This is a genomic window from Clostridium taeniosporum, assembly GCF_001735765.2.
Lineage (GTDB): Bacteria > Bacillota > Clostridia > Clostridiales > Clostridiaceae > Clostridium > Clostridium taeniosporum.
Genome location: NZ_CP017253.2, coordinates 3,185,565 through 3,201,807, shown reverse-complemented (window position 1 = coordinate 3,201,807; position 16,243 = coordinate 3,185,565). Strand labels below are relative to the sequence as shown.

Annotated in this window: 9 protein-coding genes, 2 tRNA genes, 4 rRNA genes and 1 pseudogene; 15 read left to right on the top strand and 1 reads right to left on the bottom strand. The window is 31.5% G+C overall.

Annotation, left to right across the window (positions count from 1 at the left end; all coding sequences use genetic code 11):
* Positions 1–64: 64 nt before the first annotated feature.
* The 8 genes from BGI42_RS14400 (at position 65) to BGI42_RS14365 (ending at position 6,758) form a co-directional block, all read left to right on the top strand.
* Positions 65–877, top strand: a complete 813-nt coding sequence (locus tag BGI42_RS14400; protein WP_069680940.1) for a transketolase — start codon at positions 65–67, stop codon at positions 875–877.
* 16 nt (positions 878–893) lie between these two features.
* Complete coding sequence (locus BGI42_RS14395; protein ID WP_069680939.1) at positions 894–1,820, top strand: transketolase family protein; 927 nt, start codon at positions 894–896, stop codon at positions 1,818–1,820.
* A 599-nt stretch (positions 1,821–2,419) separates the two neighbouring features.
* Positions 2,420–2,851 carry a MarR family winged helix-turn-helix transcriptional regulator gene (locus BGI42_RS14390; RefSeq protein ID WP_069680938.1) on the top strand — a complete coding sequence of 144 codons (432 nt, stop codon included), beginning with the start codon at positions 2,420–2,422 and terminating at the stop codon, positions 2,849–2,851.
* A gap of 1 nt (position 2,852) precedes the next feature.
* The gene (locus BGI42_RS14385) at positions 2,853–3,245 is read left to right on the top strand and encodes an HsmA family protein (RefSeq protein WP_069680937.1); all 393 of its coding nucleotides are present in this window, start codon (positions 2,853–2,855) and stop codon (positions 3,243–3,245) included.
* Positions 3,246–3,457: 212 nt separating this feature from the next.
* Positions 3,458–4,093 (top strand): hypothetical protein, encoded by a 636-nt coding sequence (locus BGI42_RS14380; protein ID WP_069680936.1) that lies wholly within the window; start codon positions 3,458–3,460, stop codon positions 4,091–4,093.
* Positions 4,094–4,396: 303 nt separating this feature from the next.
* A complete protein-coding gene (locus tag BGI42_RS14375; RefSeq protein WP_069680935.1) occupies positions 4,397–5,641 on the top strand; it encodes an HD-GYP domain-containing protein in 1,245 nt (414 codons plus the stop codon).
* 170 nt (positions 5,642–5,811) lie between these two features.
* Entirely contained in the window at positions 5,812–6,123 is a 312-nt protein-coding gene (locus BGI42_RS14370; RefSeq protein WP_069680934.1) for a thioredoxin domain-containing protein, read from the top strand.
* A 203-nt stretch (positions 6,124–6,326) separates the two neighbouring features.
* The gene (locus BGI42_RS14365) at positions 6,327–6,758 is read left to right on the top strand and encodes a MarR family winged helix-turn-helix transcriptional regulator (protein ID WP_069680933.1); all 432 of its coding nucleotides are present in this window, start codon (positions 6,327–6,329) and stop codon (positions 6,756–6,758) included.
* 325 nt (positions 6,759–7,083) lie between these two features.
* On the opposite strand, the gene BGI42_RS14360 is transcribed toward BGI42_RS14365, so the two are convergent.
* Entirely contained in the window at positions 7,084–8,727 is a 1,644-nt protein-coding gene (locus BGI42_RS14360) for a methyl-accepting chemotaxis protein (RefSeq protein ID WP_242984733.1), read from the bottom strand.
* A 977-nt stretch (positions 8,728–9,704) separates the two neighbouring features.
* On the opposite strand from BGI42_RS14360, the gene BGI42_RS14355 reads away from it, so the two are divergent.
* The 7 genes and pseudogenes from BGI42_RS14355 to BGI42_RS14325 all read left to right on the top strand — a co-directional run bounded on the left by BGI42_RS14355 (position 9,705) and on the right by BGI42_RS14325 (position 16,004).
* Positions 9,705–11,218, top strand: a 16S ribosomal RNA gene (locus BGI42_RS14355).
* A gap of 342 nt (positions 11,219–11,560) precedes the next feature.
* Positions 11,561–14,469: ribosomal RNA gene (locus BGI42_RS14350) — 23S ribosomal RNA — on the top strand.
* A 174-nt stretch (positions 14,470–14,643) separates the two neighbouring features.
* A 5S ribosomal RNA gene (gene rrf, locus BGI42_RS14345) occupies positions 14,644–14,760 on the top strand.
* A gap of 6 nt (positions 14,761–14,766) precedes the next feature.
* Positions 14,767–14,842 (top strand) — tRNA-Lys (locus tag BGI42_RS14340).
* Positions 14,843–15,161: 319 nt separating this feature from the next.
* Positions 15,162–15,580 (top strand): annotated as a pseudogene (locus BGI42_RS14335) (lactate/malate family dehydrogenase); the annotation flags it as partial.
* A gap of 224 nt (positions 15,581–15,804) precedes the next feature.
* Positions 15,805–15,921: ribosomal RNA gene (gene rrf / locus BGI42_RS14330) — 5S ribosomal RNA — on the top strand.
* The 16S, 23S and 5S rRNA genes sit together here with 2 tRNA genes alongside, the layout of an rRNA operon.
* 7 nt (positions 15,922–15,928) lie before the next feature.
* Positions 15,929–16,004 (top strand) — tRNA-Lys (locus BGI42_RS14325).
* Positions 16,005–16,243 lie beyond the last annotated feature (239 nt).

Here is a 16,243-nt window from a genome sequence, read left to right as displayed (position 1 = left end):
TATATATTAAAAATGAGGAATTAATTCCTCATTTTTTCAAATATAAAATTGGAGGTAAAAATCTATGAATAAGCAGTATTTGGAAAGTATATCAAAAGAATTAAGAAGAGATATTGTTGAAATGATTTATGAATCAGGTTCAGGACATCCGGGGGGATCTTTATCTATAATAGATATAATTACATATTTATATTTTGAAAAGATGAATATAGATTCTAAAAATCCTAAGTTAGAAGGCAGAGATAGATTTATATTAAGTAAAGGTCATGCAGCTCCAGCTCAATATGCTGCATTAGCTAAAAAAGGTTTTTTTGAAAGAGAGGAATTAATAAATTTAAGAAAACTAGGATCATTCTTGCAAGGACATCCAGATGCTAAAAAATGTCCAGGAGTTGAAATTTCTACTGGATCTTTAGGACAAGGATTTTCAAATGGATGTGGATTAGCGTTAGCTTCTAAAATGGATAACAAGAATGAAAAGGTTTATGTTATATTAGGAGATGGAGAAATACAAGAAGGTATAGTCTGGGAAACCGTTATGTCAGCGGCTAAATTTAAATTAGATAACTTAGTTGCTATTGTTGATAAAAATGGAATTCAATTAGATGGTAGAACATCAGAAATAATGAATGTAGATCCATTAAGTGATAGATGGAAAAGCTTTGGATGGAGTGTTATAGAATGTGATGGTCATAACTTTGATGAAATAGATGAAGCTTTTAATAAAGCAGGACAAGTAGAAGGAAAGCCTACAGTAATAATAGCTCACACAATTAAGGGAAAAGGTGTATCTTTTATGGAAGATAATGTTGCATGGCATGGTATGGCACCATCAAAAGAACAAAAAGAAGAAGCTATAATTGAATTAAGTAAGTAGTAGGAGGAGAAGATACATGAAAAGAGCAACTAGAGAATCATATGGAGCAACTTTAGCTCAATTGGGAAATGAAAATAAAAATATAGTAGTGTTAGATGCAGATCTTTCAAAAGCTACTAAATCAGAAATTTTTGCAAAAGCACATCCAGATAGATTTATTAATGTTGGTATAGCTGAACAAAACATGATTGGTATGGCAGCAGGTCTTGCTAATGGTGGAAAAATACCTTTTGCTACTACTTTTGCAGTATTTGCAGCAGGTAGAGCATTTGAAGTAATAAGAAACTCAGTATGTTATCCAAATGTTAATGTTAAAATAGCTGCCACTCATGCAGGAATAACAGTAGGTCCAGATGGTGGTTCACACCAAGCGATAGAAGATATTGCTCTTATGTCATCATTACCTAATATGATAGTTTTATCACCTGCTGATGATATTGAAGCTTGTAAATGCATTAAAGTAGCAGCAGAAATTAAATCTCCAGTTTATATAAGATTAGGTAGAATTGCATTAGATGATATATATACAGAAGATTATAATTTTAAAATAGGAAAAGGAAATACTATAGTAGAAGGAAATGATGTATCTATTATTGCCACTGGAATAATGGTTCATAAAGCATTAAAAGCAGCTAAAGAACTTAAAGAAGAAGGTATAAATGCTAGAGTTATAAATATTTCTACTATTAAACCTATAGATGAAGAAATAATAATAAAAGCAGCTAAAGAAACAAAAGGAATTGTAACAGTTGAAGAACATTCAATAATAGGCGGATTAGGAGATAGAGTAGCAAGTGTAGTTTGTGACAATTATCCAACTAAGGTAAAAAAAATAGGTGTTAAAGATGTATTTGGAGAATCTGGAGATCCAGATGGATTACTAGAAAAACACGGATTAACGGTTGAAAACATTAAAAAAGTTTCTAAAGAATTAGTTAAATAGTTACTAAAAATGTAGAAATACTATAATATTTAGTTATTTTTTAAATAATAAAGTAGCTTCCAACATAATAGGAATTTATGTAGATATCTAAGGTGATAAAATAGCACCTTAGATATTAAGTAGATTTAAACATAAGAAACTTTAGTTTATAGTATTATGTACAAATTAGTAATATTAGTTTATAAAATTTATATAACTTAAAATAAGGATGTATCAATATTTTGTTTTGATACATCCTTATTGTTTTGATGCAGAGTTTTATTTTATTTTGGTAATTTATTCATAGTACATAGATTTTATTGACAATCATTAATTTTGTGGTAAACTAGTTTGCATAGGAACCAAATAGTTTCTATACAAACTATTTTAAAGAGGAAAAATTATTGAAGTTTTAAATAGGTTTTTAAAAGTAGAAAAAAAGATATTATTACTAGTAGCAGGATTAGTTTGGTCTTTTGCTGGTTTTAGAGTATTAACTTTAGGAATAGGAGATGTAAAAAATAATAATGGTAATTTAATTGCTGATTTAATATGTGCAGCTATTATTTTTTAAAAAAGTAAAATTAAGATATAATAATTAGATTTTGGAGGAAAAATAAATGAAGAGCGATTCATTTGAGATTGCAATGTTAATAAAGGAGATATATTCAAGTACTGTTGGATCAGTAAGTTGTGGTTTAAAGGAAGTAGGACTTACACATCAACAAATTATGGTCATTAAATTAATAGCACATAATAAAAAAGTTAATATATCTGAATTATGTGAAAAGATGTCTTTATCTAAAGGAACTATATCTGGAATAGTTACTAGGTTAGAATTGTTAGGATATGTAAAAAAGATTAAATTAGAGAATGATAAGAGAAATACTTATGTTACATTTTCAAATGAAGGATTAGAGTTTGCAAAAGAATATAAAAATAAAATTAATGAGAGCTTTGATAAAGTATTTAAAAATTTAACAGAAGAAGAAATCAAAGAAGTAAAAAGCAGTTTATTAAAACTTAGGGATAAAATAAAGGGGAATGACTAGTATGAATATGAAATTAATTTTAGCAATTATCCCAATAACATTAGCACTTGTATTTTATACAATAGGTGTATTTGGAGAAAGAAAGGCCAAAACACTGAAGAAGGGTCATGTAATTATATTTTGGTTAGGACTTTTATGTGATGCTATAGGTACATTTTTAATGGGACAAATATCTAAATCTCAAGTGCAGATTGAAAATACAGCAACACAAACCATTCATGGAGTAACAGGGGTATTAGCAATAGTATTAATGTTATTTCATGCTTTATGGTCAACATGGGTATTATATAAAGATGATGAAAATAAAAAAGCAGTTTTTCATAAATTTAGTATCACTGTATGGATAGTGTGGTTAATTCCATATATTATAGGTATGATTATAGGTATGTCATAATAAAATAAAAAAATTTAAAGATATAAATATATTCCAATATTACTCGATATCATAAAGTAGGGGTAAATATTTAAATATATTTATATTTTTTTGAATATATATAATTAAAATACAATATTTAGACAATTTGTCCACAAATTGATATAATTTTAAATATAGTATTTATATTATTTATTTTTATAAATTTATAGTTAGTGAAAGGGTATAAGATTATGACAATTATAGATATTTTAGAAAAAAAATATTCAAGTAATCCATCAATTATAAGATCATTAGAAATTATTAAAGATAATTTTATAAATTTAGTTAATGACAATTATGAATTAGTTTTAGATGTAAAAGGACAATTAAAAGTAAGAATTCCAAGTTTACAAAATAAAAATGAATATGAATATAAAGAAATTAGCGACTATGATTATCCATTAGTTATGTGTATGAGAATTTCAGAAATAAAAAATAAAGATATATATAAGCATATATTAAATCAATTTATAGATTTATATAAAGACAAGCTTGATGTATTTTTTAAAGATGTAGTTACAGTAGACAAATTAACAAAGAAAATAAAAGAAACTAAAAAAATTATAAATTTTATTACATACTTTTCAATATTCTTAGTTATATTAACATCAATATCTTTATGTGTATTTTTAAATATATCTAATATGATTAGATATATAATGGTAATAGTAATAGTAGGATCTTTTTTAGCTATGTTAACCGTTCAATTTACAAAAGAAGAAAGAGTTAAGAAGATAGTAGATGGATATATAAGTATAATAAAAACAGATTGGTATCAAAGAGAATTAAATAAACAAAATATTTTTTTCTGTAATCTTATAGAATAAAAATATTGTATATAAGTTAAGAAGTAAAAAATTAATATTAATATATTTAAAATAAAAAGAGATATATCCAAATTTTCAAATAGTATTTGGATATATTTCTTTTTTTATCTTATAGTATAAAAAATTAAATCTAAATACAAAAAAAGAATTTTTCTGTATAAATAAGATAAAAATACTCTAAATTTTAAAAATAGGATAAATAACCTTTAAATATAAATAAGTATTATTATTGGAATTAGAGTGAAATAAGTATAATATAGTTTTAAATAGAAAAACTTATCAAGGAGGTAAATAATATTTATAATGAAAAATGTTACTTTAAAAGATGCAATAACAATAATTCAAAGAGCGTTTAATGCTATGGATAAAAGATTATTAGATCATGGTGAAAAAGTATCATATATATTATTAAAGTTATTACAAGCAAGTGGAAACTATAGTGATAAAGAAATTCTTAGATTATGTACTGTAGCAATATTTCATGATATAGGAGTATATAAAGTTTCTGAAAGAAATAGGATTTTAGATATAGATTCTATAGCACCAATAAATCATGCTATATATGGTTCATTGTTTATTAAATATTTTTCACCGGTATCTGATTTAAATAAAGTTGTATTAGGACATCATTTTACACAATTGGAAATCCAAGAAAAAAATATAGAAGATATACCTAATGAAGCATTATTATTAGGTTTATCAGATTATATTTCTTTAATTCATTTAAGATATAATAAAATAGATAACATATTGATTAAAGATAAAATAAAAGATTATAAAAAAGAAAATGTAGATTTGTATTTAAAAGCTTTAAAAACAACAGATTTTAATAAAGGGCTTACAAATAATTCGTATAAAGATGAACTTCTTAATTTTTTTGATAAAAAGTATATTAGTAGAGAAGAAATAATAGATTATATAAAAATGTTAACATATGCAATAGATTTTAGAAGTGAAGTAACAGTAAAACATACCATAGTAGTACAAGCTATGAGTTATGAAATAGCTAAACTAATGAATTTTAATGATGATTTATGTATAAAAATTAAAATTTCAGCAATGCTTCATGATATAGGAAAAATAGCTACTCCTATAAGGATTTTAGAGAAACCAGGGAAACTCACTGAAGAAGAATTTGAAACAATGAAAAACCATGCTATTATAGGATATAAAATACTTAGCGATTTAGAGATAGATGATATTAGAGATATAGCAATGGCTCATCATGAAAAATTAGATGGGACAGGGTATCCTTTTGGCTTAAAAGATAATGAAATATCAAGAGAAGCTAGAATATTAGCAATTGCAGATATTTTTAGTGCGTTAATGGCTGTTAGAAGTTATAAAAATGAATTTAGCAAGGAAAAAATAATTGAAATATTAAAAAATATGGCTAATAGCAATAAAATAGACTACAACATAGTTCAGTTAGTTATAGAAAATTATGATTATATAGTTAAAAAAGTAAAAGAAAAAACAGATGATTTAATAAAAATATATGAAAATCTAAAAAATGAATATAGAGAGTTATTAAATAAGTTTTTATAAGGAATATTTAAAAGAAAAGATATTTTTAAGTGTTGAATTAATATACATAACCAAAGAGGATAGAGTAGTTATATATAATAATGTTAGATAAAGATAAATTTTATGTATATAGAAAAAAAAGAAGCTAAAAATAATTCTAACAAAAAAAATTTAAATTGGAGGTTAGAATTATGGTAAAACAAGTTTATAGTTTCGATTTTAAAAAAGAAATAGAAAATGGAACTACAGTAGTAAACTTTTATTCAAATTTAGGAAGTCCTTCTAAATTAGTTACACCTGTATTTAATGAGGTAAAAGATGAAATAAATAATAGGGTGAAATTTTTAAAAGTAAATGTAGATGAAAATAGAGATTTAGTAAAAAAATATGACATTCCTTCAATTCAATCTATCATGATATTTAAAAATGGTAAAGAAGTAAGTAAATTAAATGGATTTTTACAAAAAGATATATTAAAGAAAAACATAGAAGATAACTTATAAAAAATGCTTCTTATTATATTAAGTTTTAATATAATAAGAAGCTTGTAGTTTTTATATTTATAATATGAAGTCATATTGTTTAGACATATTGACATAAAATTTATATAATTATAATATTATTTTAATAGATTTAATTTTTTAAAATTTAATTTTGGTATTTTAACTGAAAATATATATATATATATTAAGAATAGGAGAATTTTATGAGTAAATATGATTGCATTAAATTAGAAAATCAAGTTTGTTTTTCTTTATATGCAGCATCTAGAGAAATAATTAAACTATATAAGCCTGTTTTAGATAAATTTAATCTTACATATACTCAATATATTGCAATGCTAGTTTTATGGGAAGAAGAAAAAATCACAGTAAAAGGTATTGGCAAAAGACTTCATTTAGATTCAGGAACATTAACACCATTATTAAAAAAATTGCAATCAATGGAGTTAGTTAATAGATACCGAGATAAAAATGATGATAGAGTAGTTGTAGTTGAATTAACTGATAAAGGAAGAACTTTAAAGGATAATATAATTAGTGTTCCTAATGATGTTTGTTGCAAAATAAATATATCACAAGAACAAGCTAAAGTTTTAAAAGAAAACTTAGATAATTTATTAGATAGTCTTAAATAATGTGTGAGCTTAGAAGATATTTTTAAGATATCTTTTTTATTATTTCCATTAGTTAAATATTTTTATAATCAAACTTTAATAAATGATTTGTTTTTCATTTTTGAAATATATAAGTTAAATGAAAAAATACAGATATGTAATTTAAAATTGTTTAGTTATAATATTGCCATAAAAAATGAGTACCATATTAGAAATAGATAAAGTCAAAAACTGAGAATAAATGAATAAGTTTAATAGCAGGGAAACTAACTACATATAAATTGAATATTTTGTAAAAAAGAATCATATATATGAAACAAAATATATGATCCTTTTTAGAGTGTTTTTATACAATAAAAACGTCTATTTCTGTATTTAAATTTTCAGCTATATCTTTGAGTTCTTCAGAACTACTATTTACTGTTTTAAATGTATTAGTTTGCTCAATTACAGAGGCATTAACTTCTTCAGTGATTGCAGCTATCTGTTCAGATGAATTTGCAACATCCATAATGGAATCTAACACTTGAACTTTTTCAATACTTACCACATTTATGTTTTTATATATTTGATTTGAAGTTATAACCATCTTGTCCAAAGTTTTTTGCATAGAAATAAATGCTTCATTCATATTTTCAAATGCTTCTCTTTCTTGAGTATTGATTTTTTCTGTATTATATAATGTGTATTTAGTATTAGTAACTAAAGAATCTGTTGCTTTTATTATTTTATTGATATTTCTAGTAGCTGTTTGAGTTTCATTTGATAATAATCTTATTTCTTCAGCAACAACAGAAAAACCTCTTCCAGAATCTCCAGCTCTAGCTGCCTCAATTGCAGCATTTAATGATAATAAGTTTGTTTGCTGAGCAATATTACTTATTAAATTTAAAAAATTAGATATATTATTTATTCCTGAGAATAATTCTTCTATTGTCTGTTTTAAATCATTAAAACTTTCTAAGGATTCTAATTTTGATTGTATTAAAGAATTTATTTTATCACTGCTTTGCGTAACAGAGCTTATAACTTCATTACTTTGATTATTCATTTCAATATTATTAGTTTTTAAATTATTTATAGCATAATCAAGATTTTTAGTTATACTTTCACATTCTTGAGATTTTTCAGCTACATTACATATTCTTTTAGCTATATCATTAACAGCTTGTGTTATTTCTGAGTTAGAAGCGAAAAATTCTTCATTCATAGTAGCTAAATTTTGTGAGCTGCAATGAACAGTATGTATAGAATTTTTTACTTCTTTTAGCATTAAAGATAAATTTTTAATAGTTGTATTTATTGAATTAGCTAATTCTTCGATTTCATCTCCTGTATTTATCTTTTCTATTTCAACATTTAAGTTTCCTTGAGCTATTATACTCATATATTTTGTTATATTTTGTATAGGTAAAGAAAACTTCTTAGCTAAGAACTTAGTAATTATCATCATAATAATTAATATTATTATTGATAGTAAAGTAACCCATTTAGCAGCTTTTCTTATAGGTAATTTTATATCATTTATGTAAGCAGAAGAATATACAGTCCAATTTGAATTTTTAATTTTACTACACGTGGCAATTTTAGGTTCATTATTATATGAGTAATAAATAACTTTTGTTTTATCAAAATTTTCAGTAGATGTAGTATCTATTTCATTTATTCCAGTTAAATTACCTACTAAATTTATGTTTGGATCATATATAATAGAACCTTTTGTGTCAGTTAAAGATACATTAAATCTACCATAATTATATTCATTTAATATTGGTGTATATATAGTTGAAACTATATCTTTACAGATAACTCCTACAAGTAAGCCTTCTTTATTATATATTCCTTTGCTTAGAACATTAATGTAATTTCCAGTTTCATTAGATTTAATTATATCTGAGATATATGAATTTTCTCCATTAACTATTGCATTGAAATACTTTCTATTTGATACATCTGTAAATATAGCATTTTTATCACTTGAAGCTATCATTATTCCATCTATATTTATAAGATAGACAGTTTCTAAATAACTTTTGTTACTATAATTTTTTAGTAATTTATTTAAATAAGATTGTATTTTACTTGATTGAGAGTTTTTATCTTTTAATAATTGTATATCAATACTTGAAAAATTAATAAAATCATCATCATATGCAAATTGATTTAATTCTGCTAATTCTTTGTCTAAAAGATTTTCTATTGTAGTAGAAATTCCACGAGTTTCTGCTTCAGAATTTTTAAGTTTGCCTTTAAATAATTCATTGCCTAAAAAATTAAAGATAATAGTTGAGATAATGTAGAACTTATTATTAAAATAATACTTATTATTATCATGAGTTTATTTTGAATTTTATTAAACCCTTTTAAATAGTGCTTTACTTTTAAAGCGTGCATCTTTTAGTTTTCTCCTTTATTTGAAAATTAATATTATAGAAACATAGTTTACCTTAATTATATTAATTTGTAAATTTAAAAGTAGTTTAACTGATTTATGATAATTGTTTGTAAATTTAATATGTAAATTAATTAAGATTATTATTTGATTTTAGGGGGAAAGGTATTAAGATAAGTTATTTTAAAAAGGACTTAATAATAACCTGTCCACGTGTATCAATACTAGAAAATAGAAATTATTAAGAGAAAATAAGAGTATTATAACTATAATCTTAGAATATATATATAATTAATACAAACATGTATATTATATAGTGTTAAGATAAAACACGTCGCTGAGAGATGCGACGGACAAGTTTAAATAAGTTTTAAGAAATAAGATTTCAACTTTAAAAAACTTGTTGACAAAAAACAAACTAAATGTTATAATGATTAAGTCGCTTGAGGGTGACACATTAAAACAATAGTTGACAAAATAGTCAACTAAAGAAAAATTTGGTCTTTGAAAATTGAACAGAAGAAACATTAAAATAAACCAGCAATTCTTTATTAAAGTAAGTCAAGATTAAACTTTTTATTGAGAGTTTGATCCTGGCTCAGGACGAACGCTGGCGGCGTGCCTAACACATGCAAGTCGAGCGATGAAGCTCCTTCGGGAGTGGATTAGCGGCGGACGGGTGAGTAACACGTGGGCAACCTGCCTCATAGAGAGGGATAGCCTTCCGAAAGGAAGATTAATACCTCATAAGATTGTAGTTTCGCATGAAACAGCAATAAAAGGAGCAATCCGCTATGAGATGGGCCCGCGTCGCATTAGCTAGTTGGTAAGGTAATGGCTTACCAAGGCGACGATGCGTAGCCGACCTGAGAGGGTGATCGGCCACATTGGGACTGAGACACGGCCCAGACTCCTACGGGAGGCAGCAGTGGGGAATATTGCACAATGGGGGAAACCCTGATGCAGCAACGCCGCGTGAGTGATGACGGTCTTCGGATTGTAAAACTCTGTCTTTGGGGACGATAATGACGGTACCCAAGGAGGAAGCCACGGCTAACTACGTGCCAGCAGCCGCGGTAATACGTAGGTGGCAAGCGTTGTCCGGATTTACTGGGCGTAAAGGGAGCGTAGGTGGATATTTAAGTGGGATGTGAAATACTCGGGCTTAACCTGAGTGCTGCATTCCAAACTGGATATCTAGAGTGCAGGAGAGGAAAGCGGAATTCCTAGTGTAGTGGTGAAATGCGTAGATATTAGGAAGAACACCAGTGGCGAAGGCGGCTTTCTGGACTGTAACTGACACTGAGGCTCGAAAGCGTGGGGAGCGAACAGGATTAGATACCCTGGTAGTCCACGCCGTAAACGATGAATACTAGGTGTAGGAGCTGTCATGGCTTCTGTGCCGCCGCTAACGCATTAAGTATTCCGCCTGGGGAGTACGGTCGCAAGATTAAAACTCAAAGGAATTGACGGGGGCCCGCACAAGCAGCGGAGCATGTGGTTTAATTCGAAGCAACGCGAAGAACCTTACCTAGACTTGACATCTCCTGAATTACTCTTAATCGAGGAAGTCGCTTCGGCGACAGGAAGACAGGTGGTGCATGGTTGTCGTCAGCTCGTGTCGTGAGATGTTGGGTTAAGTCCCGCAACGAGCGCAACCCTTATTGTTAGTTGCTACCATTTAGTTGAGCACTCTAGCGAGACTGCCGTGGTTAACGCGGAGGAAGGTGGGGATGACGTCAAATCATCATGCCCCTTATGTCTAGGGCTACACACGTGCTACAATGGCTGGTACAGAGAGACGCAATACCGTGAGGTGGAGCTAAACTTTAAAACCAGTCTCAGTTCGGATTGTAGGCTGAAACTCGCCTACATGAAGCTGGAGTTGCTAGTAATCGCGAATCAGAATGTCGCGGTGAATACGTTCCCGGGCCTTGTACACACCGCCCGTCACACCATGAGAGTTGGCAATACCCAAAGTTCGTGAGCTAACCCGTAAGGGAGGCAGCGACCTAAGGTAGGGTCAGCGATTGGGGTGAAGTCGTAACAAGGTAGCCGTAGGAGAACCTGCGGCTGGATCACCTCCTTTCTATGGAGAAATCTAGTTAACAAGACGTTTAACTAGTAATTAAAATGAATGCTTACTTAATATAAGAAGGTTTATTTAATGATTTCTGTTCAATTTTGAAAGACTAAGTCTTTCAAAATGTTCTTTGAAAATTGCACATAATAATACGAAGTTTAGTGAAGTTTAGTACAAGAAATCAAATGATTTTTGTAATGAGCGTATTTTATACGTGAATGAAAAAATTATGCAGATGACGAAGTAATAAGATTCAATAAACGAGTATATTGTATATAATACAACAAGCCAAGAATTATTCTTTGTATTTACAAGAACTATTCATTAATTGTTAAAATTAGATAAATAGGTCAAGCTACAAAGGGCGCATGGTGAATGCCTTGGCATCAGGAGCCGATGAAGGACGTGATAAGCTGCGATAAGCTTCGGGTAGGCGCACATAGCCAGAGATCCGGAGATGTCCGAATGAGGAAACTCACATGGGAAACCCCATGTATCGTAAAGTGAATACATAGCTTTATGAAGGTAAACCCAGGGAACTGAAACATCTAAGTACCTGGAGGAAGAGAAAGAAAAATCGATTTTCTTAGTAGCGGCGAGCGAAAGGGAAAGAGCCCAAACCAAAGATTTATCTTTGGGGTTGCGGACAGAACATTAACGAGAAGTTATAATTAACTGAACACAACTGGAAAGTTGGACCGTAGGAGGTAATAGTCCTGTAAGTAAAAGTTATAACAATCAAGTTCTGATCCAGAGTACCACGAGACACGTGAAACCTTGTGGGAAGCAGGGAGGACCACCTCCCAAGGCTAAATACTACCTGATGACCGATAGTGAAGCAGTACCGTGAGGGAAAGGTGAAAAGAACCCCGGGAGGGGAGTGAAATAGAACCTGAAACCATGTGCCTACAACCGATCAAAGCACCTTATGTGTGTGATGATGTGCTTTTTGTAGAACGAGCCAACGAGTTACGGTATGTAGCAAGGTTAAGTACTTAAGGTACGGAGCCGAAGGGAAACCGAGTCTTAATAGGGCGACTAGTTGCATGCTGTAGACCCGAAACCGGGTGACCTATCCATGGCCAGGTTGAAGCGAGGGTAAAACCTCGTGGAGGACCGAACCACGTTGCTGTTGAAAAAGCATGGGATGAGCTGTGGATAGCGGAGAAATTCCAATCGAACTCGGATATAGCTGGTTCTCCTCGAAATAGCTTTAGGGCTAGCGTCGGAAAATGTGAGTACTGGGGGTAGAGCACTGAATGGGCTAGGGGGCATAGCGCTTACCGAACCTTATCAAACTCCGAATACCAGATACTATCAGTCCGGCAGTCAGACTGCGAAAGATAAGTTCCGTAGTCAAAAGGGAAACAGCCCAGATCGTCAGCTAAGGTCCCAAAGTGTAAGTTAAGTGGAAAAGGATGTGGGATTTCTAAGACAACTAGGATGTTGGCTTAGAAGCAGCCACTCATTAAAAGAGTGCGTAATAGCTCACTAGTCAAGAGATCCTGCGCCGAAAATGTCCGGGGCTCAAACTTACCACCGAAGCTACGGGTTCACACTTTGTGTGAGCGGTAGAGGAGCGTCGTAATCGGGCTGAAGTCGTACCGTAAGGAGCGGTGGACTGATTACGAGTGAGAATGTTGGCATTAGTAGCGAGATGTAGGTGAGAATCCTACAGGCCGAATACCTAAGGTTTCCTCAGGAAGGTTCGTCCGCTGAGGGTTAGTCGGGACCTAAGCTGAGGCCGAAAGGCGTAGGCGATGGACAATCGGTTGATATTCCGATACCACTATTATCGTTATTATCGATGGTGTGACGGAGAAGGATAGGATGTGCTAGCTATTGGATGCTAGTCTAAGCGTTTAGGGAGTTAGAATAGGCAAATCCGTTCTAACAATCCTGAGGCGTGATGGGGAAGGTTCTACGGAACCGAAGTATCTGATTCCATGCTTCCAAGAAAAGCATCTAGAAAGAGAAGTAGTGCCCGTACCGCAAACCGACACAGGTAGGTGAGGAGAGAATCCTAAGGCCGGCGGAAGAATTGCAGTTAAGGAACTAGGCAAATTGACCCCGTAACTTCGGGAGAAGGGGTGCCTGCGAGAGCAGGCCGCAGAGAATAGGCACAAGCAACTGTTTAACAAAAACACAGGTCTCTGCTAAAGCGAAAGCTGATGTATAGGGGCTGACGCCTGCCCGGTGCTGGAAGGTTAAGGGGAACACTTAGCGTAAGCGAAGGTGTGAACTTAAGCCCCAGTAAACGGCGGCCGTAACTATAACGGTCCTAAGGTAGCGAAATTCCTTGTCAGGTAAGTTCTGACCCGCACGAATGGCGTAATGACTTGTGCACTGTCTCAACTGCAAATCCGGCGAAGTTGTAGTGCGAGTGAAGATGCTCGCTACCCGCGATTGGACGGAAAGACCCCGTAGAGCTTTACTGTAGCTTAGCATTGAATTTCGGTATTGTCTGTACAGGATAGGTGGGAGACTGGGAAATCAGAGCGTCAGCTTTGATGGAGTCATCCTTGGGATACCACCCTGATAGTACTGGAATTCTAACTGGATGCCATGAATCTGGTGACAGGACATTGTTAGGTGGGCAGTTTGACTGGGGCGGTCGCCTCCTAAAAAGTAACGGAGGCGCCCAAAGGTTCCCTCAGAACGGTCGGAAATCGTTCGTAGAGTGCAAAGGCAGAAGGGAGCCTGACTGCGAGACCTACAAGTCGAGCAGGGACGAAAGTCGGGCTTAGTGATCCGGTGGTACCTCGTGGGAGGGCCATCGCTCAACGGATAAAAGCTACCTCGGGGATAACAGGCTGATCTCCCCCAAGAGTTCACATCGACGGGGAGGTTTGGCACCTCGATGTCGGCTCGTCGCATCCTGGGGCTGAAGTAGGTCCCAAGGGTTGGGCTGTTCGCCCATTAAAGCGGCACGCGAGCTGGGTTCAGAACGTCGTGAGACAGTTCGGTCCCTATCCGTCGCGGGCGCAGGAAATTTGAGAAGAGCTGTCCTTAGTACGAGAGGACCGGGATGGACCGACCTATGGTGTACCAGTTGTTTCGCCAGAAGCATAGCTGGGTAGCTAAGTCGGGACGGGATAAACGCTGAAAGCATCTAAGCGTGAAGCCTCCTTCAAGATGAGATTTCCCATAGCGTAAGCTAGTAAGACCCCTTGAAGACTACAAGGTTGATAGGTCAGAGGTGTAAGTATGGTAACATATTTAGCTGACTGATACTAATAGGTCGAGGGCTTGACCAATAAATATTATATACAAATATGTGCAATTTTGAAAGAACATTGTTTCTTCAAAATAGAAGTCTTTTAAGTAAACTAAAGACTACAAGAGTTATTTGATTGAATAGGCAATACAAATCATTAATGTGATTTGTATAAGTTTGTTTAGCTAAATATAAAATTTAGAAGTTTACTCAATCTGGTGATGATGGCATAGAAGTAACACTCCTTCCCATTCCGAACAGGATAGTTAAGATCTATAGCGCCGAAGGTACTGCATGGGAGACTGTGTGGGAGATTAGGACGTTGCCAGGTTTATTTGCGTGATTAGCTCAGTTGGTAGAGCACCTGACTCTTAATCAGGGTGTCCAGGGTTCGAACCCCTGATCGCGCACCAAATAAGAAAACTACTGATATATGTCAGTAGTTTTTTTATTTATATTATTATAATATATGAAAGATTATGTATTAATCTTATAGATTAAAAGTTATTCACAATTAAATAAATTTATAAAGATTTATACACATATTATTAGTTGGCATGTTAATTATGTTAATAATTTATTGTACATATTTATAAATATATACATAATATAATGTATTCTATATTGCATGTAAAGGATTTAAACTAAAGTTAAAAGATATGAGCAGGAATTTGTATTGCTTTAAATAAAAGTAAAGTTGCTATAGTATGAGCTGGATTTGTAGGTTCTACAATTCCATTTAACTTGAGAACTCAAGGGGTATGTGATGAAATATTAATGATTGGTATCAATAAAGAAAAAGCATATGTAGAAGTTATGGATTTAAATCATTGTGTTGAGTATTTAAATAGAAATACAATGGTTGCAACAGGAGAATATAAGGATTGTAAAGGTGCTGATATAGTTGTTATAACAGAATGGTCACCTCCTAAGCCAGGACAAACAAGATTAGGTACATTAGAACTATCATCTAAGATAATAAAATCAATAGTTAAACCTATTATGGAAAGTAGATTTAAGGGATACTTTGTTATTGTTTCCAATATGTTAATATAATTTATTATTATGTGTATAAGATATTAGGACTTCCTAAAAATCATATTATTGGAACCAGTACATCTATAGAGTCAGCTAGATTAAAGAATTATATGTTTAAATTCTTCATAAGCTTTTTAACAATATTATTTCAACAAACAATCGAAAATACAAGCAATTAATAGTAATTTAAAGAATTTAATCGTATTTTTAATATAATGTCGATATACGTCAAAATTTATTGTTGACATAATAATAGAAAGTCTATATAATAATGTCTTGTTGAGGTCACTAAATAAAATAAATGATTTCAACTAGAAGAATAATTCTTTCAAAAAGATCTGGTGATGATGGCATGGAAGTAACACTCCTATCCATTCCGAACAGGACAGTTAAGATCCATAGCGCCGAAGGTACTGCATGGGAGACCGTGTGGGAGATTAGGACGTTGCCAGGTAAAGTATGGTTCACTAGCTCAGTCGGTAGAGCACATGACTTTTAATCATGGTGTCCCGGGTTCGATTCCCGGGTGAGCCACCAAATCGTTTCTTTGTTTTAAAGGAACGATTTTTTTATTTAAAGTAGTAAGCTAATTTAAATAATTAAAATATACATCTAATAACATAAAAAAGATATCCTATGTATTATAAATTAATAGGATATCTTTTTTTATAATATATTATGTTAATTTTATATTTATAGTTTTATTAAAGATTGTTTCTATGAAATAACAATACAAATTCCATTATAGTTTTAAAAGTATATATAACATATAGAAT